This is a genomic window from Paenibacillus sp. FSL H7-0703, from assembly GCF_038003485.1.
Classification (GTDB): domain Bacteria; phylum Bacillota; class Bacilli; order Paenibacillales; family Paenibacillaceae; genus Paenibacillus; species Paenibacillus polymyxa_B.
Window position 1 is genome coordinate 5,357,339 of record NZ_JBBOPF010000001.1, and the last position, 24,850, is coordinate 5,382,188.

25 protein-coding genes, 1 tRNA gene and 1 pseudogene are annotated in these 24,850 nt (G+C 42.8%); 19 read left to right on the forward strand and 8 right to left on the reverse strand.

The window, feature by feature from the left end; genetic code table 11:
* Positions 1-37 precede the first annotated feature (37 nt).
* The 4 genes from pyrF (at position 38) to MHB46_RS24120 (ending at position 1,979) form a co-directional block, all read left to right on the forward strand.
* Positions 38-832 carry an orotidine-5'-phosphate decarboxylase gene (gene pyrF / locus MHB46_RS24105; protein ID WP_322161199.1) on the forward strand — a complete coding sequence of 265 codons (795 nt, stop codon included), beginning with the start codon at positions 38-40 and terminating at the stop codon, positions 830-832.
* Positions 829-1,470 carry an orotate phosphoribosyltransferase gene (pyrE, locus tag MHB46_RS24110; protein ID WP_061828494.1) on the forward strand — a complete coding sequence of 214 codons (642 nt, stop codon included), beginning with the start codon at positions 829-831 and terminating at the stop codon, positions 1,468-1,470. Before pyrF ends, pyrE begins: the two co-directional genes overlap by 4 nt.
* 146 nt (positions 1,471-1,616) lie before the next feature.
* Positions 1,617-1,781, forward strand: coding sequence for a hypothetical protein (locus tag MHB46_RS24115; RefSeq protein WP_014282411.1), 165 nt, complete (start codon positions 1,617-1,619; stop codon positions 1,779-1,781).
* A gap of 124 nt (positions 1,782-1,905) precedes the next feature.
* Positions 1,906-1,979 (forward strand) — tRNA-Ile (locus MHB46_RS24120).
* Here the strand turns inward: MHB46_RS24120 and MHB46_RS24125 are convergent.
* Positions 1,939-2,292, reverse strand: a complete 354-nt coding sequence (locus tag MHB46_RS24125; protein ID WP_445667616.1) for a uridine kinase family protein — start codon at positions 2,290-2,292, stop codon at positions 1,939-1,941. The genes MHB46_RS24120 and MHB46_RS24125 overlap by 41 nt on opposite strands.
* Before the next feature lie 162 nt (positions 2,293-2,454).
* Here MHB46_RS24125 and MHB46_RS24130 point away from each other — a divergent pair, with 162 nt between their 5' ends.
* Positions 2,455-2,703, forward strand: coding sequence for a hypothetical protein (locus MHB46_RS24130; RefSeq protein WP_341163639.1), 249 nt, complete (start codon positions 2,455-2,457; stop codon positions 2,701-2,703).
* Positions 2,704-2,769: 66 nt separating this feature from the next.
* Here the strand turns inward: MHB46_RS24130 and MHB46_RS24135 are convergent, their stop codons facing one another.
* Positions 2,770-3,498 (reverse strand): SDR family oxidoreductase, encoded by a 729-nt coding sequence (locus tag MHB46_RS24135; RefSeq protein WP_311081374.1) that lies wholly within the window; start codon positions 3,496-3,498, stop codon positions 2,770-2,772.
* 198 nt (positions 3,499-3,696) lie between these two features.
* Between MHB46_RS24135 and MHB46_RS24140 the strand changes: the two genes are divergently transcribed.
* Both MHB46_RS24140 and MHB46_RS24145 read left to right on the forward strand, forming a co-directional pair.
* Positions 3,697-4,041: a winged helix-turn-helix transcriptional regulator gene (locus MHB46_RS24140; RefSeq protein ID WP_137060307.1), complete on the forward strand. Its 345-nt coding sequence runs from the start codon at positions 3,697-3,699 to the stop codon at positions 4,039-4,041.
* Between the two features lie 149 nt (positions 4,042-4,190).
* A pseudogene (locus MHB46_RS24145) lies at positions 4,191-4,388 on the forward strand (tRNA-binding protein); the annotation flags it as partial.
* A 462-nt stretch (positions 4,389-4,850) separates the two neighbouring features.
* Here the strand turns inward: MHB46_RS24145 and MHB46_RS24150 are convergent.
* Positions 4,851-5,408: a hypothetical protein gene (locus tag MHB46_RS24150; protein WP_341163640.1), complete on the reverse strand. Its 558-nt coding sequence runs from the start codon at positions 5,406-5,408 to the stop codon at positions 4,851-4,853.
* A 174-nt stretch (positions 5,409-5,582) separates the two neighbouring features.
* Between MHB46_RS24150 and MHB46_RS24155 the strand changes: the two genes are divergently transcribed.
* Positions 5,583-5,912 carry a GNAT family N-acetyltransferase gene (locus MHB46_RS24155; RefSeq protein WP_341163641.1) on the forward strand — a complete coding sequence of 110 codons (330 nt, stop codon included), beginning with the start codon at positions 5,583-5,585 and terminating at the stop codon, positions 5,910-5,912.
* Between the two features lie 419 nt (positions 5,913-6,331).
* Here the strand turns inward: MHB46_RS24155 and MHB46_RS24160 are convergent, their stop codons facing one another.
* Together MHB46_RS24160 and MHB46_RS24165 are read right to left on the reverse strand one after the other, a co-directional pair.
* Positions 6,332-6,664, reverse strand: a complete 333-nt coding sequence (locus MHB46_RS24160) for a hypothetical protein (protein ID WP_341163642.1) — start codon at positions 6,662-6,664, stop codon at positions 6,332-6,334.
* 289 nt (positions 6,665-6,953) lie between these two features.
* Positions 6,954-8,450 carry a GDSL-type esterase/lipase family protein gene (locus tag MHB46_RS24165; protein WP_341163643.1) on the reverse strand — a complete coding sequence of 499 codons (1,497 nt, stop codon included), beginning with the start codon at positions 8,448-8,450 and terminating at the stop codon, positions 6,954-6,956.
* 168 nt (positions 8,451-8,618) lie between these two features.
* Here MHB46_RS24165 and MHB46_RS24170 point away from each other — a divergent pair, with 168 nt between their 5' ends.
* Entirely contained in the window at positions 8,619-10,880 is a 2,262-nt protein-coding gene (locus tag MHB46_RS24170) for a helix-turn-helix domain-containing protein (RefSeq protein ID WP_341163644.1), read from the forward strand.
* Here the strand turns inward: MHB46_RS24170 and MHB46_RS24175 are convergent.
* Entirely contained in the window at positions 10,877-11,776 is a 900-nt protein-coding gene (locus MHB46_RS24175) for a carbohydrate ABC transporter permease (protein WP_341163645.1), read from the reverse strand. The genes MHB46_RS24170 and MHB46_RS24175 overlap by 4 nt on opposite strands.
* A gap of 269 nt (positions 11,777-12,045) precedes the next feature.
* Here MHB46_RS24175 and MHB46_RS24180 point away from each other — a divergent pair, with 269 nt between their 5' ends.
* The 7 genes from MHB46_RS24180 (at position 12,046) to MHB46_RS24210 (ending at position 20,177) form a co-directional block, all read left to right on the forward strand.
* Entirely contained in the window at positions 12,046-13,005 is a 960-nt protein-coding gene (locus tag MHB46_RS24180; RefSeq protein WP_023989418.1) for an ABC transporter permease, read from the forward strand.
* Between the two features lie 21 nt (positions 13,006-13,026).
* Positions 13,027-13,650: a YesL family protein gene (locus tag MHB46_RS24185; protein WP_134903333.1), complete on the forward strand. Its 624-nt coding sequence runs from the start codon at positions 13,027-13,029 to the stop codon at positions 13,648-13,650.
* A 28-nt stretch (positions 13,651-13,678) separates the two neighbouring features.
* Positions 13,679-15,199, forward strand: a complete 1,521-nt coding sequence (locus MHB46_RS24190) for an extracellular solute-binding protein (protein WP_028540499.1) — start codon at positions 13,679-13,681, stop codon at positions 15,197-15,199.
* A 132-nt stretch (positions 15,200-15,331) separates the two neighbouring features.
* The gene (locus MHB46_RS24195; protein WP_341163646.1) at positions 15,332-16,693 is read left to right on the forward strand and encodes a glycoside hydrolase family 28 protein; all 1,362 of its coding nucleotides are present in this window, start codon (positions 15,332-15,334) and stop codon (positions 16,691-16,693) included.
* Between the two features lie 23 nt (positions 16,694-16,716).
* Positions 16,717-17,601, forward strand: coding sequence for a dienelactone hydrolase family protein (locus tag MHB46_RS24200; RefSeq protein ID WP_220025567.1), 885 nt, complete (start codon positions 16,717-16,719; stop codon positions 17,599-17,601).
* Positions 17,602-17,626: 25 nt separating this feature from the next.
* On the forward strand, positions 17,627-18,583 hold the full coding sequence (locus tag MHB46_RS24205; RefSeq protein WP_341163647.1) for a pectinesterase family protein: 957 nt from the start codon (positions 17,627-17,629) through the stop codon (positions 18,581-18,583).
* Between the two features lie 16 nt (positions 18,584-18,599).
* Positions 18,600-20,177: a glycoside hydrolase family 43 protein gene (locus MHB46_RS24210; protein WP_341163648.1), complete on the forward strand. Its 1,578-nt coding sequence runs from the start codon at positions 18,600-18,602 to the stop codon at positions 20,175-20,177.
* Between the two features lie 64 nt (positions 20,178-20,241).
* On the opposite strand, the gene MHB46_RS24215 is transcribed toward MHB46_RS24210, so the two are convergent.
* A complete protein-coding gene (locus MHB46_RS24215) occupies positions 20,242-21,129 on the reverse strand; it encodes a LysR family transcriptional regulator (protein WP_341163649.1) in 888 nt (295 codons plus the stop codon).
* 118 nt (positions 21,130-21,247) lie between these two features.
* On the opposite strand from MHB46_RS24215, the gene MHB46_RS24220 reads away from it, so the two are divergent.
* Positions 21,248-22,273: a YeiH family protein gene (locus MHB46_RS24220; RefSeq protein ID WP_341163650.1), complete on the forward strand. Its 1,026-nt coding sequence runs from the start codon at positions 21,248-21,250 to the stop codon at positions 22,271-22,273.
* A 239-nt stretch (positions 22,274-22,512) separates the two neighbouring features.
* Positions 22,513-24,057 (forward strand): GH25 family lysozyme, encoded by a 1,545-nt coding sequence (locus tag MHB46_RS24225; protein WP_341163651.1) that lies wholly within the window; start codon positions 22,513-22,515, stop codon positions 24,055-24,057.
* A 72-nt stretch (positions 24,058-24,129) separates the two neighbouring features.
* Here MHB46_RS24225 and MHB46_RS24230 read toward each other — a convergent pair whose 3' ends face one another.
* A complete protein-coding gene (locus tag MHB46_RS24230; protein ID WP_025719729.1) occupies positions 24,130-24,396 on the reverse strand; it encodes a DUF2642 domain-containing protein in 267 nt (88 codons plus the stop codon).
* A 168-nt stretch (positions 24,397-24,564) separates the two neighbouring features.
* Between MHB46_RS24230 and MHB46_RS24235 the strand changes: the two genes are divergently transcribed.
* Positions 24,565-24,693, forward strand: coding sequence for a hypothetical protein (locus tag MHB46_RS24235; protein ID WP_013371969.1), 129 nt, complete (start codon positions 24,565-24,567; stop codon positions 24,691-24,693).
* Positions 24,694-24,850 lie beyond the last annotated feature (157 nt).

A 24,850-nucleotide genomic window follows, 5' to 3' on the forward strand; every position in this document is an offset into this window, starting at 1 on the left:
AGCACAGGGAAGGACATTCATCAGCTTCGGCTGACGGATGTCCTTTATCACGGGCAAATGTACCCGAATTGACGTGAAAAGGGGATGTAGAACGGTGAATGGAGCATTTCAGCAGATGGCAGGACGGCTGATGGTTGCGTTAGATTATCCCAATGCACAACAGGCTGAGCAGTTAATTCGTCAGCTAGAGGGGATTCCCTGTTATATAAAAGTAGGTATGCAACTGTTTTATAGTGCAGGGCCAGCTTTTGTAGAACAGCTAAAGTCCAGAGGATACTCCGTATTTCTGGACTTAAAAATGCATGATATACCTAACACGGTGCGGGGAGGGGCAGAGAGCATTACCCGCCTAGGTGTGGATATGTTCAACGTACATGCTGCTGGGGGCGTTAATATGATGTCAGCCGCTAAAGCTGGTGCAGAAGCAGCTATTTCGGCAGACAGCTCGCTTTCCATGCCGCTCATTATTGCAGTCACACAGCTGACCAGCACGGATCAGACGACCATGAATAAGGAGTTAGGTATTCCTGGTACGGTGCAGGATGCAGTGGTTCGTTACGCACAACTGACCCGTGAGGCGGGACTGGATGGTGTGGTAGCTTCCCCTTTGGAAGTGCCTGCCATTCGTGCTGTATGTGGATCAGAATTTAAGACGATAACCCCTGGCATACGCCCGGCAGGTAGTGCTACAGGCGATCAATCGCGTGTGCTTACACCTGGACAAGCCATTGACCAAGGCAGCAGCTACATTGTCGTTGGACGTCCTATCACCGCAGCAGCAGACCCACGCGCCGCAGCGGAACACATTATTGAGGAGATGATACAAGTATGACTACATTGAATAGTATACCCGAGCAAATTGCATCCCATCTGTTACGTATTCAGGCGGTGGCATTGCGCCCACAACAGCCTTTTACATGGACATCCGGCATTAAATCGCCAATCTACTGCGACAATCGCCTGACCATGTCCTACCCGGAGGTGCGCGAGCTGATCGCAGACTCCTTTGCTGCCCTCATTCGTGAGCAATATCCCGAAACCGAAGTCATTGCAGGGACAGCTACAGCAGGGATTCCTCATGCAGCCTGGGTGGCGCAAAAGCTAAATCTGCCAATGGCCTATGTAAGGGACAAAGCCAAAGGACATGGGAAAGAGAACCAAATTGAAGGCCGCATCAGCCCAGGACAAAAGGTTATGGTCATCGAGGATCTCATTTCTACAGGAGGCAGCTCCATTAAAGCAGCACAGGCTGTAGCACAAGCAGGCGCTCAGCCGTTAGCGGTACTAGCCATTTTCAGCTACCAGCTAGACAAAGCGACTCAAGCTTTTGAAGAAGCAGGTGTGGAGCTGCAAAGCTTGTCCAATTATACAGCTCTGATGAATGTTGCCTTACGTGAAGGAACCATTCAGGAAGAAGAGATGGAACTGCTGCGTTCTTGGCGTCAGGACCCGGCTTCCTTTGGTAAATAAGATGAGCTATAGGGGACAACAGAGCTAATGATTAGAACGATTCGTACTCGTTGCTAACTATAGTAGATTGTTATGGCTCGGGCCGTGTAAATCGAATTCGATCCGGTTACACTACTCCTACCATCATGTGAAAAGAGGGAGCTCGGATGTATTGGATTTACTATGGCAGACTGTACACGACTAAATTCCAGGCAGGATGTCTGGCAAAAAGGTTGGAGCACGACGGCTGGATGTATGGCTACAATGATCCCCGCGCAGTGGAGGTGTACCGCTCGCGCAAAGGTCGTTATGGTGTCCGATTTATTCCGTAAGTCCACAAAAATAATTTTATAAAAGAAAATTTTCGAAAGACTATTGACGAAACACAAGAAAATGTTGTATATTAATTAACGTTGCTGTTATGAATGTGTAACGTGAATGTACAAATTTTTTTGAGGGCCCTTAGCTCAGTTGGTTAGAGCGGTCGGCTCATAACCGATTGGTCGGGGGTTCGAGTCCCTCAGGGCCCATTTCCTCAAAAACCCTTGCGTAGCAAGGGTTTTTTTGTTGTTCATAGAGGGTGAGAAAATGGAGGGAAGTAGCATTTATAAGGGGGCGATTATAATCCATCCCACGAGTACAGTCTCCGTCTCTTTCAAGACCTCTTGAAAGCCTAATTTTTCGTGGACAATCAACCCAAACTTTGAAGTCATATTTGTCTTCTAGTTCCTTCCGGATGGAATATACTCCTTCGATTATGACAATGCCGCCAGCAGGAACAGTATGCCATTCCGATAACTTATCGGTTTCCCAATCATACCTTTGATAACGGACAGCTTTCAGAAATCGTTTTGCTGATCGTTATATCGTCTTTTCGATGCCTGATTTGACTATATTGTATGGGCGGAAGAGTCTATATTGCGGGTAGAATGACGGGATAGGGAGTAGAAGGTTATTATGCCTACAGGAGATGGGAAGCGCTACTTTAGAAAATATTAGGGACTAGTGTCAGAAGAAAATAAAGTATTAGTTGGTCAGGTACAAGAATTTGACCCTATTGCCGATAGTGGACATGAACAAGTCCTTATAGCCGTTGACTACACAGAGAATCTATTCCGCTACTCTGGAGAGTGGGACGGGGTAACAGGTCTTCAGTATATGCGCAACCGCTGGTATGATCAAACAAAAGGATACCTTTCTCCAAATAGCTTTACGGAATACTCAGAAACTGCCCGGGTAAAATGGTACGGATAAGATGATGTATTAGAAATATTTATATCTGAATTTTTGGATATTAAAGCTAACTTATTCCCTGTGTTTTTACCAAGGCACAACTCCATTTTCATCAAAAAAGCTACCAGTTGGACCATCATTATTGATTGTGGCAAGCTTAACTACACTGGAAGCTGCTTGTTCGACTGTGCGATAGCCACTATTACCATTTAAATCGGTAGCTGTAAATCCAGGGCAAACCGAGTTGATTTTAATAGGAGTATCTCTTAATTCTTTAGCAAAGAAAACAGTTAAAGCATTTACAGCCGTTTTGGAACTATTGTAGGCGAGCGAATTCACATTATAAAATTCCGACGTTGGGTCTGAATTCAAAGTTAAGGAACCTAATCCGCTGGAAAGATTTACGATTCTTCCGGCAGAAGATTTTTTGAGCAATGGAAGTATTGCTTTAGTGACAGAAAATACGCCGAAAACGTTTGTCTCATAGGTATTCTTGAGAACGGACAGTTCCAGTTCACTTGGAGGTGTGTTGCCTTCAAAAAACACGCCTGCATTATTAATCAAGATATCAAGGTATCCATATTCTTGTTCAATCCATTCTACTGCGGAGAGAACGGTGCTGGGGTTTGTGACATCAAGAACAACCGTTTTAGCTTTAATGTTCTCCGTTTCTAAAAACGTTACGGCCTCATGTCCTTTTTCTTCGCTTCTTGCTCCTATTAAAATCTCATACCCCATGTTTCCCAATTGTCTTGCTGTCTCAAAACCAATACCTTTGTTGCCACCTGTAATTAATACGATCTTGGATTTATTCATAAAATTGCCTCCCTAATCTATTTTCTAAAACCTGTACCTACGAAAATGTATTTAATTCTTATATTTGTCACTGCTATTTAGATTCTCTCATTGTAATCGAGACATATCTCCTTTCATTTCTGATATAGTTAATATAGTGGAAATGATTGATATTTGTAAGTACGCACATTTTTGTAACTTAATGAATGGAGTGGCAATATGGGATATGGATTAAAAGAATATGGCGATTGCAGTGAAGAGGTTATAAGGGCCTGCCCTGTTGAAATGGTTTTACATATGATAGGAGGAAAATGGAAGGGAATCATTATCGACATTTTATCCGAAAAATCGGTCAGATTTAATGAACTTAAACGATTAATACCAGGGATTTCACAACGAATGCTGACTTTACAACTCAGGGAACTCGAGGCGGATGGAATTGTGAAGAGGATAGTAGATGACACTGTGCCACCCAAAGTAGAATACTTCCTCACTGAACAAGGAAATAAATTGTCGAGTATCATCGATTCTATAAGAGTATGGGGAAAAGAGTTTCTATCCTAAGTCTGCGATCGGGAAGTCTTAGTGGATAGCCGTATACTTACTCTCTGCCGATAGATATGACGAACCAAAGAAGAATCTCTTTGAAGCTGGTGCTTTATATTTGTTTCAATGAATGCGGATGAAATTAATATGTAAGATGCGAACTGAATTCCAGTGCGCAAATCACCAAGAGATATGCGGCTGAAAATATCGTCGGAAAACAAATCGTAGGCGTCGTCAATTTTCCATCGCGCCGCATAGCGGGATTCAATTCGGAAGTTTTGGTTCTGGGCGGACTGCCTGAACAGGGAGATGTCGTGCTGTTGAAGCCGGATTTCGATCTACCCAACGGAACGCAAATCAGATAATAAAGGCAAAACCCACCGTGCAAGGCGACAGCCTTACGGTGGGTTTTAATTTCTTAAATAACCCTGTATGATTTGTTATTACCACCCTTTCTTGTTCTCAATTATACAGTAATTGGAATTGTTCGTTCTTATATGGACTCTTTAGAAATTTTCATATTTGAGCTAACGGGGAACGTTAGTTCAATGAAATAGCGACAGTCTAGGACTTTATTTTCTCGTCCTTGGCTGTCGCTGTTCCAATTTTTAAGGTCAGTCTAAAACTTATTTTATGAAGTCTGGGGGGGAACAATTCGAAAAGTCGCATGGAATACGGACACCCAGTCTAGTACTATATTTTCTTTTGACAACTAGTGAGTTTACTTTTAGATCTAAAAGAGGACTCCACTGACTGAAAGCTGGTGTGAGTCCCAGTGTATTTCCTTAGATGACTTTAAAAGTGAGCTTTTCAATAGAGATGATTAACTAAGGCAGCTGTCCTGCTCCGAGGTACTTATTCTTTAAAGTACTCCATGAATACGTCGCTATAGCTAAATCCCATCCTCCCTCAGGTCTGTACTTTTTCCAATATTGTTTAACGGTTCCTTTTTTATCAACTTGTACACCCTGATCGCCCATAATGGAAAGTTTATTAAATAATGTACCGTTTTTATATTGATAAGCATAAAACTGTGTATTTGATGGTCCATATTCAAATGTTATTGCTATGTGCTTTTCTTTTTTAGATACTTGATAAATCTGGATAGTAGGCTGTTCAAAAAATTCATCACTTATTATATTTGTGTTAATTAATACAACTGCCCCTTTAGAATTAACAAGAAAAAAATTACCCGCTTCAGTAAGTAGGAAGTATTCCTTTTTACCATCTCCGTTTAAATCCGTAGATTTGCTCAGTGTTACAATTTCCCGAGGATATTTTTTCTTAAGGATTTCTTTGGCATTGATTTCTGCAGCAAATGTTGGAAATTGGAGGAAGGCAGAAACAATGATTACTGAGAAGAATACTAATATAAATTTCTTCATTTTTATGGCCTCCTTATCAATTTAACTTTCAAAACACAAAATTAGTCTATCAGAACTAGGAATATTTTTCTAGGTTGGTTCATTTTGTTTAGATCAACTCCGGTAATTCACGTACAGTTGTGATACTTAAATGTAGAAGAGTGCTAAAGTAGGTACTAGGATGGGAGTGGTATTTTGAAAATAGATCAAGTTTTTGAACATGACATAAGTCAAGAGTTAGCAGCCAGTATACAAGCATTATTAATGGACAGTTTTTCAGAAATCTACCCTACGGATAGAATTTATTTCAAGCAACTTCCACATTTTAGACTTCTAGCTTTTAACCATGATTATCAACTTATAGGGCATGTTGGATTAGATTATAGGATAATGAACCTAAACGGAGAATCCATAAGAGTACTGGGTTTAATTGATTTGTGTGTTTCAAAAAATGTCCGATCACAGGGAATTGCTTCAGCATTGCTTTTAGAAATTGAAAAGTTATCCGTTACACGAAATATTTGATTTTATACTTTTATTTGCTGATAATATGAGTTTGTATTTAAGAAATGGATATAAGCCTGTAAAGAACAAAATTAAATGGTTAAAAATTGATAATGAAAAAATTATTACAAATGGAATAAGCTTTGAGACAATTGATGGAATAATGATAAAAGAAGTAGGAAAGATAGATTGGAGTGAGGGAGACTTAGATTTTTTGGGATATCTTTATTGAGCTCACGAAAGTTTAGAAAAGAGGACGTTCGAGCATTTGGCACTCAGTTTGAGGAGTATTTAAATAAAACTTCTCAAGAGTCGGTTAATAGAGTTCAATGAAAACTAATAAAGGGTTCCGCTGATAAAAAAGCTAATATGAGTTCTTTTCGTCTCATAAAAATAGCACCGCCCAATAAACGGACAGTGCTATTTTTACCGTTTTTATCTTAAGATACCTTAACAGTGTATACCATTCTCAATTTACCGTTACCGCCGTAAATCTCAACTCTTGCATTCGTTGCAGTAGTGGTGGTTACCACCCCGGAAGCGGAGACGGTGACATTTCCGCTCGCCACTTTATAAGTATCCCCTGGGTAATTTGACAACGCATAGGAATAATTACGTGGCAACGTAGCCGTTCTGTAGTATACTCCGTTAACTTCTACGACAGGCGTAATTACCGGAGAAGGGCCTACAGATGCGGACACGCTAGGGACGATAATACTCCCAATAAGTCCCAGAGACATAGCTGTTGATAATAATATTTTCTTAGTTTTCATAAAAAAATCCTCCTTATGTATGATGCGAGCTCCTAAAATATACCATGTAAAGTTATGGACCTCACTTCATTCGACAAATGTTGTCAAAATAATACAATAAAACGATTCTAAAGTCCTGTGAAATACAAAATAATTAAAATATAACAATTAAAGAATTTTATTTTAAATTACTGTACTTTTGAACTATTCTCCTATCTGTATAGTCTTTGATCCACACGGAATAAAAAACGGACGTCAGAGTGATTAGCTCCAAGTCCGTTTTGTGTTTGTATCTATTTAGTTCTTGATATCAGTTTACAAGTTGGTGTGCAAGCTTCTCATCGCTGTCTAGATTCTTTTCTACGATACGCTGTTTTAATGCAGACAGTTCCGCACACTGTCGAATGGCTTCCGCTACAAGCTGGGCGACCTGTTTGGCTCCTTCGTCAGAAAAATGGGTATTATCCGTTACACCAGCGGGGTAATTAGGATGCGCTTTTTCAGGCAAATGCATAAATAGCTGCTGTGACTCTTTTTCACCCATTGAACGATAAAGCTGCTGAGAAGCTTCAAAAATATCGAGCAGGGGTGTCTTGGTTTCCGCGGCTACTTTTCTCATGGCAGCAGGATAGGCTCCTACAGCCAACGGATCAGGTTCACCGTCTGCGGTGAATCGGCGGCGGCTTACAGAGGTCAATAGCACTGGAATTCCACCACGCTCCCGAGCGGACTGAATGTATTGAATTAAGTTTTGACGATACTCTCCATCAGGATCGGTATAGCGAGTAGGGTCTTCTTGTTTCTCATCGTTGTGTCCAAATTGAATAAACAGATAATCTCCAGCTTGAATATCTTTTTCAATATCAGCTAACCGGCCTTCTGCTATAAAAGATTTGGTGCTTCGTCCATTGACAGCACGATTGTCCACATGAACAGACGGTGCCAAGTAGCTTTGCAAGTGTTCGCCCCAGCCTGTCATTGGTTTTTCGGTAGCCCCTTTTTGAGCTGCAGTGGAGTCCCCAGCGATAAACAGTCGAGTTGTCATCTGTTGCCTTGCCTGAGCATATCCATGTTTTTGAAGCCAAGTTTCCGCCAGATTAAGCCATTGATGACATTCATGGTTGTCCTCTGACAGTCCCAAGCCGTGTCGCCCTTCCTCAAATACATGCAGTTCAAACGGAATATGTTCTCTGGATAATGAAAAAGCGAACAACAGACTATTTTCTACGGGTACAGCGCCATCATTAGCTGTAGTCCACATCAAAGTTGGAGGTGTCTGTGAAGTTACTTGCTGATCGGATGAAAAGGCTTGAAGCTGCTCCGGCGTCGGCTGTTCACCTAAAAAATGTGTACGGCTTCCGATATGTGTATAAGGCTCATGAAATGAAATTACAGGGTATCCCAACAACAGAAGATCTGGCTTTACTGTCCCTATAGTGGAGACAAGGGAGGCCAAGTGACCGCCTGCAGAAAAACCGATGAGCCCCACTTGATCAGGAATGACTAGCCAGTCATGCGGTGTTTGGCGAATCCATTGCAGAGCATGTTCTACATCCTCCAACAAGGAAGTAATCTCGAAATCGCCGACTTGATACTCCAGCACGCCCGCATGAATACCTAGATCATTCAACCACCGAGCTATAGGCTCTCCTTCATGTGAGGCCAAATGCTCGTAGCCACCGCCAGGTAGTACCAATATAAAAGGACGAGCTTCACGAACTGCTACGGGATATAGGGAGAGAAAAGAAGTGTCTGACGGAAATTCTTCTTTTATAATCGGTTCTTTAGGACTAACAACATGTAACATAAGTAACTCCTCCAAATTTCTTTTTAACTGCCGCAAACCAAACAAAATCGACTTAAATTGGAATGATACGGATGTAAAAAATAATGCACACGTGAAAAAAATGATTTAAACCTTGTTATGAAAGCGCTATAATTTTGTTGTGATGCAAAGAGCCAGAGGGGGAGCGCAATGAAAAAAGGAAGAATGTTCTATACTATTTTTATTACGATTCTGGTTTTGGGAGTAGGATTGGTGGCCAGTTTTGGCAGCTACATCTATTTTACAACAATTAGCTCCGTTGTGGAGAGAGTTTCCAATACCAAGCAAAGCTATATGGCACAGATCAGAAATAGTCTGGAGCAGAAAATTCAAACGATTGAATATGCTTTTAATACGTATAGCACGACCAGTTCCTTTAATGATGTTGTGAAAAATCCCATTACAGAAAAAGATTTTATAGCGTATCGGAATGTGAATACTCAGCTCAATTATATTGCTACGATGGGATTAGAAGGAACGGAATATTCACTAATCAGTCTGGATCAGAATTGGAGAATCTCCAATGGTAGCCTGTCCTATTTGACGAAAACGGAACGAGAAAAGCTGATTAGTACCTATATCGACCACCAAGAGAAGGGGCTATTCTGGGTTAAAACAGATAAAGGAATTCGTTTTGTGAATACCTTGCCTGTATTCTCTAAGAAGAAGCAAGCCATTGCTTTGTCGGATATTTCGCTGCAAACGTTAAATCATACGATTCAAACCGAGGATCATATGGCTGTTTTTATTTTGAATAAACAAGGCGATTTAATGTATGAAACCCAGCCTGCTGAACAATTATTGTCCACCCAGCAGCTTCAGCACATTTCAGAAGCTACAGTGAAGCCGAACAACACAGGTATGTTAACTTTGGAGAAAACGGATCAGCAGCCTGCACGACAAGTCATTTACGCCAAATCTGCCTATAACAATTGGACTTACTTAACGGTATTGGATAAGAAAGAAATTGCGGATGCCTTTCAAACGACCAAATTTGGAATCATCATGATGGGACTTGTATTAACGCTCTTAATGGTGGTAGTGGCGTACTTCATTGCCATTTACTTTACAAAGCCATTTCAGCAAATAAAACGAAGCTTGCCTAAAAATCCTAATTTCGCTTTCAAAAATGAACCTTCTAAAAATGAAATTGAATGGATTATTAATTCCATCGACAACATTGTAACCGAGAAGGAAAGCTTGGAAAGTCTCATTCAGTCCGAAATGCCACAGTTAGAAACCCAATTGATTCTCAACCTGTTCCGCAAACGTATTTCTGCAGAGGAATTGGCACGAAAAATGCCACGCTTGGGTTATCCGCAGATCGAGAATCAAATGTATATTACCTTGTTAGTCCAACTGGATAATCTGGGAGATCGAGAGCCCTCGGATAAAGACGTTTTGCTGCTGGCTATTAACAAAATCGTAGAAGAAACGATTCCAGAGCAGCAGCGAATGCTTCCCATCATTTTGAACGATAACACTCAGGCCACCATATTAATTTTGACAGGTAAGAGCGAACAGGAAATGAGAAAGCAAGTCCTGGATGATGCGACCCTTTTGGTTCGAAATGTAAAAGAGTATTTGAATGTATCCATCAGCATCGGCATTAGTACGGCGTATGATAACTTATTAGAAAGTAAAGAAGCCTGTGAGATGAGCAAGCAAGCTTTGCATCACCGTTTAAATTTAGGCAAAGAATCAATTATTTTTTATGAAGATATTTCCATGGTCATTTCAGGTCCGGTGCTGCTTCATTATCCTACGGAATTGGAATCGAAACTGTTTGATGCCATCCGAATAGGGGACGAAGAGCAGGTATATCATACCGTGCACTCTTTATTAGAGGAAATGATGATAAAAAATAATCATTCCATGAACTTTGAAGTGCTGTTGGTACGATTTGTGAATAACCTCATCCAATTGGAGCAACTATTAGGGATTGAAGTGCTGCTGACGCAAGACAATCATGCCTTGTATCATCGTTTGCTGGACATCCGTAACCCGGAAGAGATAGAACGTATGCTGATAGAGCAAGTTATTTTCCCCATGGTAAAAAGCATGAAGGAGAAGACCAACCAGCAATTCCGCTGTCTCTCGGAGAAAATTGCTGCTATTATCCGTGCTGAATATGACCAGGAATTATCATTAGAACTCATTGGAGACCGACTTCATTACAATCCGAATTATTTAAGCAGTATTTTCAAAAAAGAATACGGAACGACGTTTAGTGAATATCTGATGGGCTACCGTTTACAAATGGGCAAAAAGTGGCTCGTTGAGACAGATATGACGATTAAAGAAATCGCCGAGCGACTGCAATATCATAATTCACAAAACTTTATCCGCTCTTTTCGGAAAAAGGAACAGGTTACACCGGGAGCTTACCGAAAGATGAAGCAAGCTAATTAGCCTTTTACCGCTCCTAATAAAGCTCCTTTGACAAAGTGCTTTTGCACAAATGGATACACGATTAACATCGGAACGGTCGCAATGACAATGACCGCCATCTTAATCGTCTGCGCAGGCGGGATGACATCTACAGCAGTTCCTTCTGCCTGCATACCACTGGAAACGATTACAATTTGTCGTAGCAAGACTTGAATCGGCCATTTGGCAGAATCATTGATATAGAGAATGGCGTGCATATACGTATTCCAGTAGGCAACAGCGTAGAATAGAGAGATGGTTGCAATAGAAGGCAGGGCTAATGGCAACATAATTTTAAAGAAGATACCCAAATCGTTGCACCCGTCCATCTTGGCTGATTCCTCCAGATCATCTGGCAGCGCTTGAAAAAAGTTACGCATGATAATCAGGTTAAACGCATTAATGGCCACGGGAAGAATCAAGGACCAATACGAATTGATAAGCCCCATGCTTTTTACAACCAGGAATGTTGGAATCATCCCCCCACTAAACAACATAGAAAACACGACAATGAAGTTAATCGTATTGCGGCCTAGTAGATATCTTCGGGATAATCCATAAGCCATAAAAGCAGTAAATATCATACTTACAACTGTACCGACGATCGTTACTCCGACCGAAACCCCGAGACCTCTAAAAATGGTGGGAGTCGACAGAATATAGCGGTAGGCATCCAAGGAAAAAGTAACTGGGAATAAAATGAACTTCTTGGCTATCACTTCTTCGGTTGAGGCAAAAGAGCTGGCGATGATATTCAAAAAAGGTAAGAGACAAGTGAGGGCAATGAGAATCAATAGTGTACTGTTTACAATGTTGAAAATACGGCTGCCCAGCGATTCTTTTTTTCGTAATTTTTGTTTTCGTAATGGCTGTGTCAATGTGGTTGACCTCCTCGTAATCGTTTACATGTCAACCTTATCAAGAGGAAAGAATTCCGTATATAATCAAATCTTGAGGTGTTCTCTAATCATGGAAATAAGCGGATGCTCATTAGGTTGTGTAGTAATCATTAGCTAAGGTGATAAGGTTGAAAAGTAGGCTGCACACCCAGTTTTGTAAACGCTATCATTTGATGATTATATGCGGAATGCCGAAAATCGCATACTCTTGAAAACGTATACAGGAACGTTTGAAGGAGGTCGAACTAATGAAGGTTTCAAGTGTCCCCGCACCAAACATGAAAATGAAAAAGAACAAAAGAACGACGGAAAGCCTTTTACGAATGCAGAAACACAAGTTGCTCTATTTAATGGTTTTGCCCGGACTGGTGTACTTCATTATTTTTAAGTACTTTCCTATGGGAGGATTGGTGATTGCATTTCAGGATTATCAAGCTTTTCAGGGAATCACGGGCAGTCCATGGGTAGGAATGAAGCATTTTATTCGTTTGTTTACCGAGCCTACGTTTTTTATGCTGCTTCGCAATACGCTGGTTTTGTTCGCATTGAACATTGTAATCTTTTTTCCATTGCCCATCATTTTGGCACTCATGCTGAACGAGGTTAGGAAGATGTTTTTTAAGAACATTATTCAAACCATCATCTACATCCCGCACTTTATGTCATGGGTTATTATTGTTTCGATTTCTTATGTATTCCTAACTGTAGACGGTGGGGTGCTGAACGAAATGATTGCCGCGCTGGGCGGTGAGAAGATCAGCTTCTTAACTTCTCCGCAATGGCTGCGAACCGTCTACATCGGGCAAGTGATTTGGAAGGAACTCGGCTGGTCTACCATCATTTATCTATCTGCGATTACAGTGGTAGATACGCAATTGTATGAGGCAGCAGAGATGGACGGAGCTGGACGCCTGAGAAAGACATGGCACGTTACCTTGCCTGCGATCCGCCCAGTCATTATTACATTGTTAATTTTGAAGATCGGTAGCACGTTGGATTTGGGCTTTGAGCATATGTATCTGTTATTGAACTCATTAAACCGCGAGGTTGCCGAAATCTTTGACACCTACATTTATACTGCGGGCTTAAAGAATGGACAATTAAGTTTCAGTACGACGGTAGGACTTTTTAAAGGTGTAGTAGGTTTAATCCTGATTATGGGCTCCAATCGACTGGCCAAGAAATTTGGTGAAGACGGCGTTTACTAATGACGACGGGAAGGATGCAAAATGGTACGGTTTGTAGAAAACATGAACAAATGGTGCATGCGCCTGCTGCGCCTGGTCTACCTTAATTTGCTTTGGACGGTAGCGACGATTCTGGGCTTGGGTTTTATAGGCGTCGGACCTGCAACCGTTGCTATGCTTAGTATTTTAAGGCAGTGGATTCGGGGCAATGAGGAAGTCGCCATTTTCTCGACGTTTGTACGTTACTTTAGAGAAAGCTTTAAAGAAGCAGCAATTATTGGCGGGCTTTACAGCCTTGTGGGTTACGTGCTCTACGTGGATATAGTCAACGTCTCGTCCTGGTATGTTCGTGTGGTGACGCTTATTGGAGCCTTTTTGTATCTCATCTCTTTGGCCTACATTTTCCCGCTGCTGGTTCACTATGATTGGAAAGGTATCAGACTGAAGGTCAAAATGTCGATAGTGATTGGATTTTCGTATTTACAATATACGCTTGTTCTTTTTGTAGCCATTGTCGTGCTTTTTGCATTGATTCTAGGCTTGTACCCAGGAATTCTAACTTTTGCCGGAGCAAGTATTATGGGTTATCTCGTGATGTGGATGACGCATCAGGTGTTCAGCAAAATAGAGCGAGAGGTTCTGGTGAAAGAGGAAGATATGGCATAAATATATAAACAGAAGAGGAGCAAACACAATGAAAAAGGGAATCACGACGAAAAAGGGAGTATCAGGCCTTCTTGCTGTACTAATGGTCATGAGTGTTTTTTTAGCTGCTTGCGGTGACAAGGGAGCTGAGGATCAAAGCGGCCAAACCTATGATCCGAAGTCCAAACTGGAATTTACCTGGTTAAACGTATTGCATACAGCTTCTCCGCCTACAGAAACGATCAAAAGCAAAATTGAAGAATACACCAATTCTAAAATCACGTTCAATTGGGTGCCTGACGCTTCCAAAGAAGAGAGAATCACTACTGCGCTTGCATCCGGCGAATTGGCCGATATGGTGACGCTGACGATGATGACAAATTCTTCAGTACGAAGCTCTTTGAAATCAGGGCTATTCTGGGATGTAGGAAAGTATTTGGATGATTATGAAAATTTGAAGAAGATCCCGCCTGAAGTTCGGGAAGCCGCATCCATTGAAGGGGTGCTGTATGGCGTTCCGTTCCAGAAGAATCTGGCTCGGGCGGGTCTGGTCATTCGTCAGGATTGGCTGGATCGCTTAGGACTGAAGGTGCCGACGACACTGGATGAGTTGTATGAAGTTGCGAGAGCGTTTACAGAAGATGATCCGGATGGAAATGGAAAAAATGATACGACTGGGTTTGTTGACAGATCGGATCTACGCTATAGCAGCTTCAAAACTTTAAGTTCCTACTTTGGCACACCTAATGGCTGGAAAGTAGATGAAAGCGGAAAGTTTACGCCAGAATTTGATACTCCTCAATATTTGGAGACCTTAAAGTATTCCAATAAATTATACAAAAATGGATATCTCTCTAAAGACTTTGCTGTAACCGCTAAAACGGATCAGCAGCAACAATTTGCCCAAGGTAAAGCAGGTATTTATACGGGCATGATCGATATCTCTAACCTCAGAACCTTGTCCCAAGGCCTACAAAAGGGACTGAAGCTGGTACCGGTTAACAAGATTTCGAATGGAGATGGCAAATACCACGTATGGTCTGAAGGAAGCGGGGTAGGAGGTTTGCTGGCATTTCCAAAATCCGAAGTAAAAACAGAAGCTGAGTTGAAGAGACTGCTGCAATTTGTAGATGATTTAATTGACAAAGATGTATATATGTATATGACCGGTGGTATTGAAGGCACTCATTATAAAATCGAAAAAGATGGAGCCTTCAAAATTACGAATACAGATTTGTGGCAAGCAGATGTTCAGCCGTTTTCAAGCTCCAGACCAAGTGAAGTGACCTATAACTTAAAAGATGCCAATCCAGAAAAGGAACTGGCTAATGAATTAGTCCGTGAAAATAATGAATTTGCTGTTCTGGACCCGACCGTGCCACTGGATTCAGTCACTGCTAATGAGCAAGGAACAGAGCTGGAGAAAATCATTACCGATGCCTCCTTCAAATTTATTATGGGTGAGCTTGACGAAGCCGGATTTAAAGCAGCCGTAGAAAACTGGAAAAACTCCGGTGGATCACGGATTACTGCTGAGTATGAGGAAGCGTATAAAAAAACGAAAAAATAATAGCTGAGCATGGCTGTTGCCCCCTGACTCCTTGAATGATTTCTTGGATGTTGAAATCCGGGGGGCAGCTTATGCTTTCCCAATACAAAATGGATCTAACATTCACAAAATATAAAGACAGGAGAGAACGAAATGCAATTGTATAACATTGTAGATTATGGAGCAGTTCAGGATGGCACGACGCTGGCTACGGGAGCAATTGCGGCTGCCATTGAAGCGGCCAGCAATGCTGGAGGAGGAACCGTTTTTGTTCCGTCTGGGACGTATCTGACAGGTGCTATCTTTCTGAAAAGTAACATTGAGCTGCATGTAAGCCCTGGTGCAACTCTGTCCTTCAGTACGGAACTGGCTGATTACCCTGTAGTAGAATCCAGATGGGAGGGCGTTCAGCGGGAAGTGCATGCGTCATGCATTTATGGACAGAACCTTGAGAATATTTCAGTTACAGGTAGCGGAACGTTGGACGGAAATGGTCAGCCGTGGTGGGAAAAGCACCGCAATCATCCAGGGGAGTTACAATATCCGAGACCCAAATTAATCAGCTTTGACCGTTGTCAGCGGGTTACCATTAAAGATGTTATGTTAAAAAATTCCCCCAGTTGGACTGTAAACCCCATCGCTTGCTATAACGTTACGATTGATAATTTGTCCATTCTTAACCCGGCGGACTCCCCCAATACGGATGGCATTAATCCTGAATCCTGTTCCAATGTTCGTATTAGCAACTGCAATATAGATGTGGGCGATGACTGTATTGCGATCAAAGCAGGAACCGAAGATACACAAGAGCGAATTCCCTGTGAAAATATTACGATCACCAACTGTACGATGGTGCATGGACATGGCGCAGTCGTACTGGGAAGCGAAATGAGTGGTGACATTCGTAATGTTACGATCAGCAATTGCGTGTTCAAGCAAACGGATCGGGGCATACGTCTGAAATCCAGACGAGGACGTGGCGGAACCATCGAGGATATTCGCGTCAGCAACATTGTGATGGAAGATGTAATTTGTCCATTTATTCTGAATCTTTATTATTTCTGCGGCCCTCGGGGCAAAGACAAATATGTGTGGGACAAAAATCCCTATCCGATTACCGATGAAACCCCGTGCTTTAGACGAATCCATTTTTCCGATATTACGGCACGACAGGTTCATGCGGCTGCTGGATTCTTATATGGACTTGCAGAACAATATATTGCTGAAATTACATTTTCCAATATTGATATTTCTATGGCTAAAAATGCAATTCCCGGTCGTCCGGCCATGATGACAGGGATAGAAGATATGAACAACCGTGGTTTTTATCTAGGTAACGTGAAGGATATTCGTTTTCAACATGTGACGATTGAGAATCATGAAGGTCCTGCCTTTTACATTGAAAATGGAGAAGTCGTTGAAATCAATCGTTGTCATTCGAAGAATACAGCTCAGCCCGAAAAGCTGATAGAACAAGTAACGATACAACCTTCTGAACGAAATAAGATGAATTAGGAGGGCATGAAAGGAGGTACAACGTGGATAAGTTGCAAGCATTGTTGGGAGACCTTCCGGCAGATCGCCCTGTAACGGCAACTCTGCTGAATCAAGAAGAGCGCGAGGGATACCGACTGGAGTGTCTCCTGCTCGACTTGAACGGGATCGAGTCTGTACCCGCTTATGTAGCTACACCCTTACAAGGGAACGGTCCGTTCCCATTGGTCGTTTTTAACCATTCGCATGGAGGAAATTATACGAACGGGCGCAAGGAACTGATCCATAGCAGCTCTTACTTGCAGCAGCCCTCGTTTGCTACAACCCTGACAGACATGGGGTACTGTGTATGCTGCATTGACATGTGGGGCTTTAATGAACGTGGAGGCAAAACCGAGAGCGAGCTGGTAAAGGAAATGCTCTGGCAGGGCCAAGTGCTGTGGGGCATGATGCTGTATGATAACCGTCGTTTGGTGGATTATATGTGCCAGCGTGAGGACATTGATGCTTCCCGTATCGCAACAATCGGTATGTCGATGGGTGGACTCATGGCATGGTGGATGGCTGCGTTAGATGAACGGATACAGGTCACGGTTGATATTTGTGGACAGGTAGATGCCCATACGCTGATCGCCAAAAGGGGATTGGACCATCATGGCTTCTACTCCTATGTCCCCGGCTTGCTGAAGCATTTTACCACCTTGGATATTCAAAAGCGGATCGTACCTCGTCCACGGATGAGTATAACAGGTCAAAATGACCGGATGTGTCCTATTGAAGGAGTCGAGCATTTGGCAAAAGGGCTGCTGGAAGCTTACCAGGAGGCAGGTCACCCTGAGCATTGGCAGCCTGTGATTGCGGGCGGTGGACATATGGAGACGTTGGAAATGCGAACGGCGTGGCAGTCATTTTTAGCCGAACACCTGTAAATCAAATGAAGGGATCGGGGTAACCATGCTAGTTGGAAAAGAATCCTTTTGTGATTTCCATACGATTCAAGAGGCGATTGCTGTATTGGAGCAGTCGGCTTCCAACGAAATGGAAACGCTAACTATTTTATCAGGTACTTATGAGGAAGAGGTACGAATTTACCGTTCATATCTTCATATTATAGGCATTGGGCAGGTAGAGATTCGAATGGATCGGTATGCCAAGGAGCGGGATGAAGCGGGTGAGGAAATAGGGACCTTTGCGACACCTACTTTATTTTTAGGCGGTAGCCATCTGATCTTGGAAAATCTCACGATTTCCAACACGGCAGGACAGGGAGAAGCCATTGGGCAGGCCGTTGCGGTATACGCTCATTGTGATGAAACGGTCTTTAGAAACTGTACCTTTAAAGGGCACCAGGATACTTTATTTACAGGCCCTCTACCTCCTGCACCGAAAGAACGACTCCAGTTTGGTGGAATCCATTTGAAGGAGCATCATAAGCACTATCGGCAGCTCTATCAGCATTGTTATATAGAGGGTACGGTGGACTTTATTTTTGGTGGGGCTACCGCGTATTTTGAAGATTGCGAGATTCGCAGTTTACGGCATCATGACAACCAAACGAGCTACGTCACAGCCGCCTCTACGCCGCAAGGACAAGCGTATGGTTATGTATTCAACCATTGCTACTTAACCGCAGAAGCTGATATTACCCCGGTTTTTTTGGGGCGTCCGTGGCGGGAGTATGCCAAGACCGTATTTGTCGATTGTAAAATGGGCGATCATATTGACCCACGTGGCTGGGACAATTGGAACAATGTTGGGAACGAGAAAACCGTCTGTTATCAGGAATATAACGGACCCGATGAAGTTGCTACGTTACGTAAGCAGCGTGTTCCGTGGGCGGATTGTTTTGAAACGGGAACAGAAGCATGGAGCAAGGAACAGGTTTTTGCTGAAGTCACATTTTGGAAGTAAGGAGAAGTGAGGTCTCATGATGATCCAAAATCCCATATTAAAAGGCTTTAATCCCGATCCGTGTATTACACGAGTCGAGGATACTTACTATATTGTGGTGTCATCGTTTGAGTGGCTGCCTGGAGTACGGGTGTACCAGTCCAAAGATTTGGCCCATTGGGAGCACTGCACAGATATTTTGACCGATCAGGTTGACTTAAGAGGAAACCCGAAAAATTGCAGCATTTGGGCACCGCAGCTTAGCTATGCAGATGACCTTTTTTATCTGCTCTATACGGATGTGAAAAGCACCAAGCGTCCGTTCAAGGACGTTCATAATTTTGTGATGACGGCGCCTACGATCCAAGGACCTTGGTCGGAACCCGTCTATCTTAACAGTAGCGGATTTGATCCGTCTTTATTTCATGACGAGGACGGACGCAAATGGCTGTTGAACGCATTGTGGGATTACCGCATGTTGGAAAGCAATAAATCTTCCGGTATCGTCATGCAGGAGTATGACAGCAAGCAACAACAGCTCATTGGCGAGCCTGTCAAAATCTTTGATTGTACTCCTTTGAAGAAAACAGAAGCGCCTCACATCTATAAGCAAAATGGATATTACTATCTTGTTACAGCGGAAGGTGGAACGGGTACGGGGCATGCCGTTACCGTAGCACGGTCGAAGCAGATATCCGGGCCATATGAAGTAGACCCGCACAACCCCATGCTTACGTCACGTGATCGACTGGATTTCCCGTTACAATGCGCAGGACATGGCAGTCTTGTACAAACACCGGACGGCGAATGGTACATGGCTCATTTATGCACACGTCCAGTAGAGGGGAAATATGCCATTTTAGGACGGGAAACAGCTTTGCAGCAAGTGTATTGGAATGATGAAGGCTGGCTGCGATTAACCGCTGGGGGCCATACACCTCAATTGGAGGTGCCCGCACCTCAAGGAATGTTCTCGGTTAAGCAAGAGCAGCAGAGTTATATTTTCGAGGATTTTTTCGGGGGACCCACATTAGATAAAACGTGGAACACATTGCGTATCCTGGCGGATGATAGCTGGTGTTCATTAAGCCAGCGCCCCGGTTATCTTCGGATTCTAGCTGGAGAATCCATTCAAAGTCTGTTCCAGCATCATGTGCTTGCCATTCGGCAAACGGATCATCATTTCCGGGTGGAAACAGCATTGGAGTATCAGCCAACAAGCTATTTGCAAATGGCGGGGCTTCTACTGTACCTTAATGAAGAAGATTATTTGTACGCCTATATTAGCTATGAGGAGGGACAAGGGAAGGTGCTGCGCATGATGCGATGTGAAGCCAACACATTTACCTTAGTTCCCCAAGCGATTACGCTTCAGGACGATCTTCCTATACATTTAGCTGTGGAAGTCCATGCATCCCACGGGCAATTTTATTATGGAGTCGGAGACAAACCTGCTTGGAAGCGGCTTTTTGAAATGCAGGATATCAGCTTTTTATCCGGTGGTTTTACAGGGAATTTTGTAGGTATTGCTGCTCATGATATGCAACAATTCCAAGGAAGCTACGCTGATTTTTCTCATTTCTTATATCATGGTAAGGATCATCTTTCCTCATAAAAAACATGATAATGATTATGTTGAAAGCACCTTAATGGGTGCTTTTTTTCGTGGTTTCTGCACTTTACCTTGTCACATTATAACTTCGCAAAATCTCCAAAAAAGCGGTGCTTGCTTTCGTTTCAAATGTCGAAGAAGGAGTTAGGAAGGAGAATTTTCGAATGACCGGAAGATTATGAATATCCAGTACTTTTAATGTGCCCAGAGCAAGTTCCTTCTGAATGACCCATTGGGACAGCAAAGAAATCCCCAAGCCTGCTTCTACAGACTCTTTGATGCTCTGTGTACTGCCAAAATTCATCATATGAGAAGGGGAGAACCGGAACCGTGCAAACATATTTTCAGCCGCTTCCCGGGTTCCAGAACCTTCTTCCCTCAGAATCCAGATGTCCTCTTGCAGCTCACTTAAATCCACTTGAGATTTACCAGCCAAACGATGATTTTGCGGAACGACGATATACATTCGATCATCAGCAAATGATTCAATGTGTAAATGGTCATGCTGAAATTCTCCTTCGATAATGCCTACATCCAGTTGATTATGGATCATGAGCTTTTCAATTTCCTGAGTGTTACCGATGGTAATAGAGGGCTGAATGAGTGGATACTGGATTCTCATTTGCGCAATCACATGCGGCAACACATATTCGCCATATGTGTAGCTTGCGCCAATCGACAGGTTTCCTTTTGCCGTATGTATCAGCTCGTCCACCAAATATTGCATCCGTGTATGGAGACGGATAATCTCCTGAGCATGATGATACACAATTTCACCTGCTTTGGTTAAGCGCACATATTTATTACTACGCTCCAGGAGGCGGGTCCCTACGCTACGTTCCAGCGTTTGAATATATTGACTTACCGCAGGTTGGGTCATGTGTAACTCCTCGGCAGCTCGTGTGAAGTTTTGTTTCTCCGCGACCATAACAAATACGATTAAAGATTGGTCCAAAGCCCATTCCTCCAAATTCATCATATCTATTTACTTATTATCATTATTATAATCATTTATTTTTCTTATGACAAAAAACATATTAAGCTGGATGCATGTAGAATTGGAGGGGTTCACCATGAACAGACATACACAACACACCAAATTATTTTCGAACAGAGGACGATTATTCCAGCGTATACTTGGTATTATCCTCACGATGTTATTTGCTTTGGCAGGCTACGGCCTGAACGAATTGCCAGGTTTTCATTATGTAGGTCCATTGGCTTGTGCCATGTTTCTCGCTATTCTGTACCGACAGTTGTGGGGATACCCTGAAGCTGTGCGCTCGGGGGTTGAGTTTTCAGCAAAGAAAATACTACGTGGAGCTATTGTGTTATTTGGGCTGAAGCTGAACATGGATGTTGTCATTCATCATGGGTTGGGTTTACTTTTGCGTGATGTGGGGACTGTTGTATTTTCCATCTTTTTTACGGTTTGGCTGGCAAAACGTTTCAAGGCAGATGCTTCGCTTTCGCTTCTTCTTGGTATTGGAACAGGTGTTTGCGGTGCAGCAGCGATTGCAGCGGTTTCTCCCTTGTTAAAATCCAAAGATGAGGATACAGCCATAGGGGTAGGACTCATTGCCTTGGTTGGAATGGTATTTGCCATTTTGTTTACTGTGCTTCGGCCCTGGCTTCCTTTGACAGATATGCAATATGGAATCTGGTCGGGTATCAGTTTACATGAAATTGCACATGTGGCCTTAGCTGCAGCGCCTGCCGGACAGGATGCACTTGCAATGGGCTTATTAGCCAAATTGGGGCGTGTTTTCTTACTCATACCGCTCAGCTTTGTTTTAATGGTTTGGATGAAACGAACTGGAAAAATTCGTACAGACGCTAAAGTGGAGTTCCCCTGGTTCCTCATCGGCTTTATGGCTACAAGTATTGTGGGCAGCTATGTTTTTGGAAAATATATTGTAGTTCCATCTAGTCTGACGAACGGAATTTCTCAAGTTACCACCTTTATGTTAACGATGGCTATGGTAGGTATGGGGCTGAATGTGAGCTTTAAGGCTTTGCGGGAGAAAGCAAGGCTTCCTTTACTGGTACTGTCTGTTACCTCGAGCATTCTTATAGGATTAACATTTTTAACAGTGTGAACATGAAGTATTCGTTTGGTGATAAGATTGCTAGTAAACTAGATTAATAAAACTGAAAAAGCTCTGCTTGCTGTATAGCTGGTAGAGTTTTTTAGTACTTTTGTATGATAAGACTGAAATATGTACTGAATCAATCGTAACTTTTTACATATGATTCGCGTCTATCAAAATGGAGGTCCTGAGAATCATAGAGTGCAAGAATTTCATAAGCGAAAATTTAGAGAATGGTAGGGTACATAATGAAGAAAATTTGTTTATTTGCTTTTTTGTTTCTGTTTCTACTAGCATTTCCAAGAGAAAGTCATGCTGCATCTTCGAGTTCACATCTTCAGTTGGATGGTAAAGATATAAGTGTTGGCAAAGGTGTTCAGATTCAAGAAGTAAAGGGGAATGTACTGGTTCCACTCCGTCTCATTGTAGAGGAATTGGGTTATAGCGTGAATTGGGAGTCCAAGACAGGGACCATAACTATACATAAGCAAAATCTTAACCTCAGTCTTCAGGTCAACAACCCCATAGCCTCTGTCAATGATCATCAAATGGGATTGGCTGTAGCTCCTTTGCTTAAAGAGGGAACGACTTATGTTCCGCTTCGCTTTGTGTCCGAACAGACAGGGATTGATGTGGCCTGGAACAACGAGCTTAAAACTGTGTTCCTGACGACTCCTCCTACTTCAAGCGGCAATAGCGAGTCCACTCATGATCATCCTGCTACTCCAGCTGTAAGTAATCCTAAAGAGAGTGCGCGCACGGCTATAAACCAAATTAGCTTCGCTAATCACCAATTAACTATAACTGTTAATGGAAAGGTAACCCCCAAAGTAACCACGTTGACTCATGCTGACCGTATTGTTGTAGACATACCTAGTTCAACGTTTTCTGGGGAATTTCTAGCATCGCAATCATTTGACAGTAGTGGACAAGGAAGTTTTCCAGTCACAGAAGATCCAGATGTTTCCCAAGTAAGATACTCCATGTTTAGTACAACCCCCGCATCGGTACGTATTGTGGTTGATCTTAATCACAGCACACCCTTTCATGTACTCAATGCGGATGATGGTAAAGTTGTTATAGCGTTGGATCAGGAAACGGAGGGGCCATCAACTACCGAGGACGTTATACCTACCATACCTGTTGTACCTGCGATTTCTTCTGATGGACACGCGCAAGGAATTGACGTCTCACACTATAATGGCAATATTGATTGGCAGCAAGTGGCAGCGGCAGGTAAGACATTTGCTTTTATTAAAGCTACAGAGGGCACAAAATATCAAGATAATCAATTTTTGATAAATGTACAGGGTGCCAGAGATGCTAACATCTTGGTTGGCGCTTACCACTTTTTGAACGCTACTACTGCGGATGGAGCTCGTCAGGAAGCAGCTAATTTTGCCAGGGCTATAGATTCAGCAGGAGGCAGGCTGGATCTCCCCCCTGTGATGGACTATGAAAATAACCCCAAAGGTCTTACTCCTGCACAGATTAGTGAAGTGGCGCATGCTTTTTTGGATGAAATGGAGAGGCTTACCGGGCGTCAGCCGATCGTATACACGGGCAATGTCTTTGCTTCCAAGTTTGATCCTACATTTTCTATGTATAAGCTGTGGGTAGCCCGATACAGCACTACGCAAAAGCCGACCGCAGTCCCAGCTTGGAATAGCTGGTGGGCTTGGCAGTACAGTAGCACAGGCAGTGTTCCGGGTATTCAAGGCCAAGTCGATTTGGATGAATACAACGGAACGATAGATGAACTCCGGGCTTCACTGGCAGGAGAGCTTGATTAGCATAATCAACGTTATAATCAATCCTCGCGAATCCGGAATAGGATCTGCGAGGATTTTTAATGTCTAATTTGTTTAGTTGGGCATGATCCATACGATTTCGCTGATTCGAACAAAGAATTTTTTTCCGTATACATCTAAAATGACATGATCAGGCTTACAGTCCACTACACATCCATCAATTCTGCCACGTGTTGTCTCAAGTACAACGTACTTGCCGATCACCGATTTTAATGTTTCTACGACGTACGGATCTACAGGGTGCACCACGACGTGGTGAGAGGTAGGATGGTGGGGGAAAGGTTGATTAACGTTGTAATTGAGCATTTGATTTGAATTCAATTGCTTCACTCCTTCAAGATTAGTTGTGTTATCCTATGCTCCTGCCTAGGAAAGGTGTAGGCTAATGCCCATCAGCAAAAACATTCATAACATTGCCGAAAAGCCCGGTCCGTAGGAAAGCTCAATACATAAGCTATGTTGTACCTTGAATTGAAGGAGGCAATGACCATGAGTGAATGTGAAAGAGGTTGTGGTGGCGGTTCAGTAGGGGGCTACCCAGGAGTATGGACATCGACAGGAGCTATTCTGGTACTGTTCATTCTGCTCGTTATCATTACGAAGTCTTTATGGGTTTAAATTGAACTGAGTAGCTTAACCCCCCATCGGTATATAACCGATGGGGGGTTAAGTGTTTTAGAGGATGGAACGTATGTAAAACACCTCAAATAACAGCGTACAAGCCCTACACAAACTGTGCCGGGCTGGGCAGCTGTCATTTGAGTTACATTGGCAT

Excerpts from the sequence above, each read along its gene's own strand:
- pyrF (WP_322161199.1), top strand. The coding sequence starts at position 38 with ATGTCCTTTATCACGGGCAAATGTACCCGAATTGACGTGAAAAGGGGA.
- pyrE (WP_061828494.1), top strand. The coding sequence starts at position 829 with ATGACTACATTGAATAGTATACCCGAGCAAATTGCATCCCATCTGTTA.
- MHB46_RS24115 (WP_014282411.1), top strand. The coding sequence starts at position 1,617 with ATGTATTGGATTTACTATGGCAGACTGTACACGACTAAATTCCAGGCA.
- MHB46_RS24135 (WP_311081374.1), bottom strand. The coding sequence starts at position 3,498 with ATGAATAAATCCAAGATCGTATTAATTACAGGTGGCAACAAAGGTATT.
- MHB46_RS24140 (WP_137060307.1), top strand. The coding sequence starts at position 3,697 with ATGGGATATGGATTAAAAGAATATGGCGATTGCAGTGAAGAGGTTATA.
- MHB46_RS24150 (WP_341163640.1), bottom strand. The coding sequence starts at position 5,408 with ATGAAGAAATTTATATTAGTATTCTTCTCAGTAATCATTGTTTCTGCC.
- MHB46_RS24160 (WP_341163642.1), bottom strand. The coding sequence starts at position 6,664 with ATGAAAACTAAGAAAATATTATTATCAACAGCTATGTCTCTGGGACTT.
- MHB46_RS24165 (WP_341163643.1), bottom strand. The coding sequence starts at position 8,450 with ATGTTACATGTTGTTAGTCCTAAAGAACCGATTATAAAAGAAGAATTT.
- MHB46_RS24170 (WP_341163644.1), top strand. The coding sequence starts at position 8,619 with ATGAAAAAAGGAAGAATGTTCTATACTATTTTTATTACGATTCTGGTT.
- MHB46_RS24180 (WP_023989418.1), top strand. The coding sequence starts at position 12,046 with ATGAAGGTTTCAAGTGTCCCCGCACCAAACATGAAAATGAAAAAGAAC.
- MHB46_RS24185 (WP_134903333.1), top strand. The coding sequence starts at position 13,027 with ATGGTACGGTTTGTAGAAAACATGAACAAATGGTGCATGCGCCTGCTG.
- MHB46_RS24190 (WP_028540499.1), top strand. The coding sequence starts at position 13,679 with ATGAAAAAGGGAATCACGACGAAAAAGGGAGTATCAGGCCTTCTTGCT.
- MHB46_RS24195 (WP_341163646.1), top strand. The coding sequence starts at position 15,332 with ATGCAATTGTATAACATTGTAGATTATGGAGCAGTTCAGGATGGCACG.
- MHB46_RS24205 (WP_341163647.1), top strand. The coding sequence starts at position 17,627 with ATGCTAGTTGGAAAAGAATCCTTTTGTGATTTCCATACGATTCAAGAG.
- MHB46_RS24210 (WP_341163648.1), top strand. The coding sequence starts at position 18,600 with ATGATGATCCAAAATCCCATATTAAAAGGCTTTAATCCCGATCCGTGT.
- MHB46_RS24220 (WP_341163650.1), top strand. The coding sequence starts at position 21,248 with ATGAACAGACATACACAACACACCAAATTATTTTCGAACAGAGGACGA.
- MHB46_RS24225 (WP_341163651.1), top strand. The coding sequence starts at position 22,513 with ATGAAGAAAATTTGTTTATTTGCTTTTTTGTTTCTGTTTCTACTAGCA.
- MHB46_RS24235 (WP_013371969.1), top strand. The coding sequence starts at position 24,565 with ATGAGTGAATGTGAAAGAGGTTGTGGTGGCGGTTCAGTAGGGGGCTAC.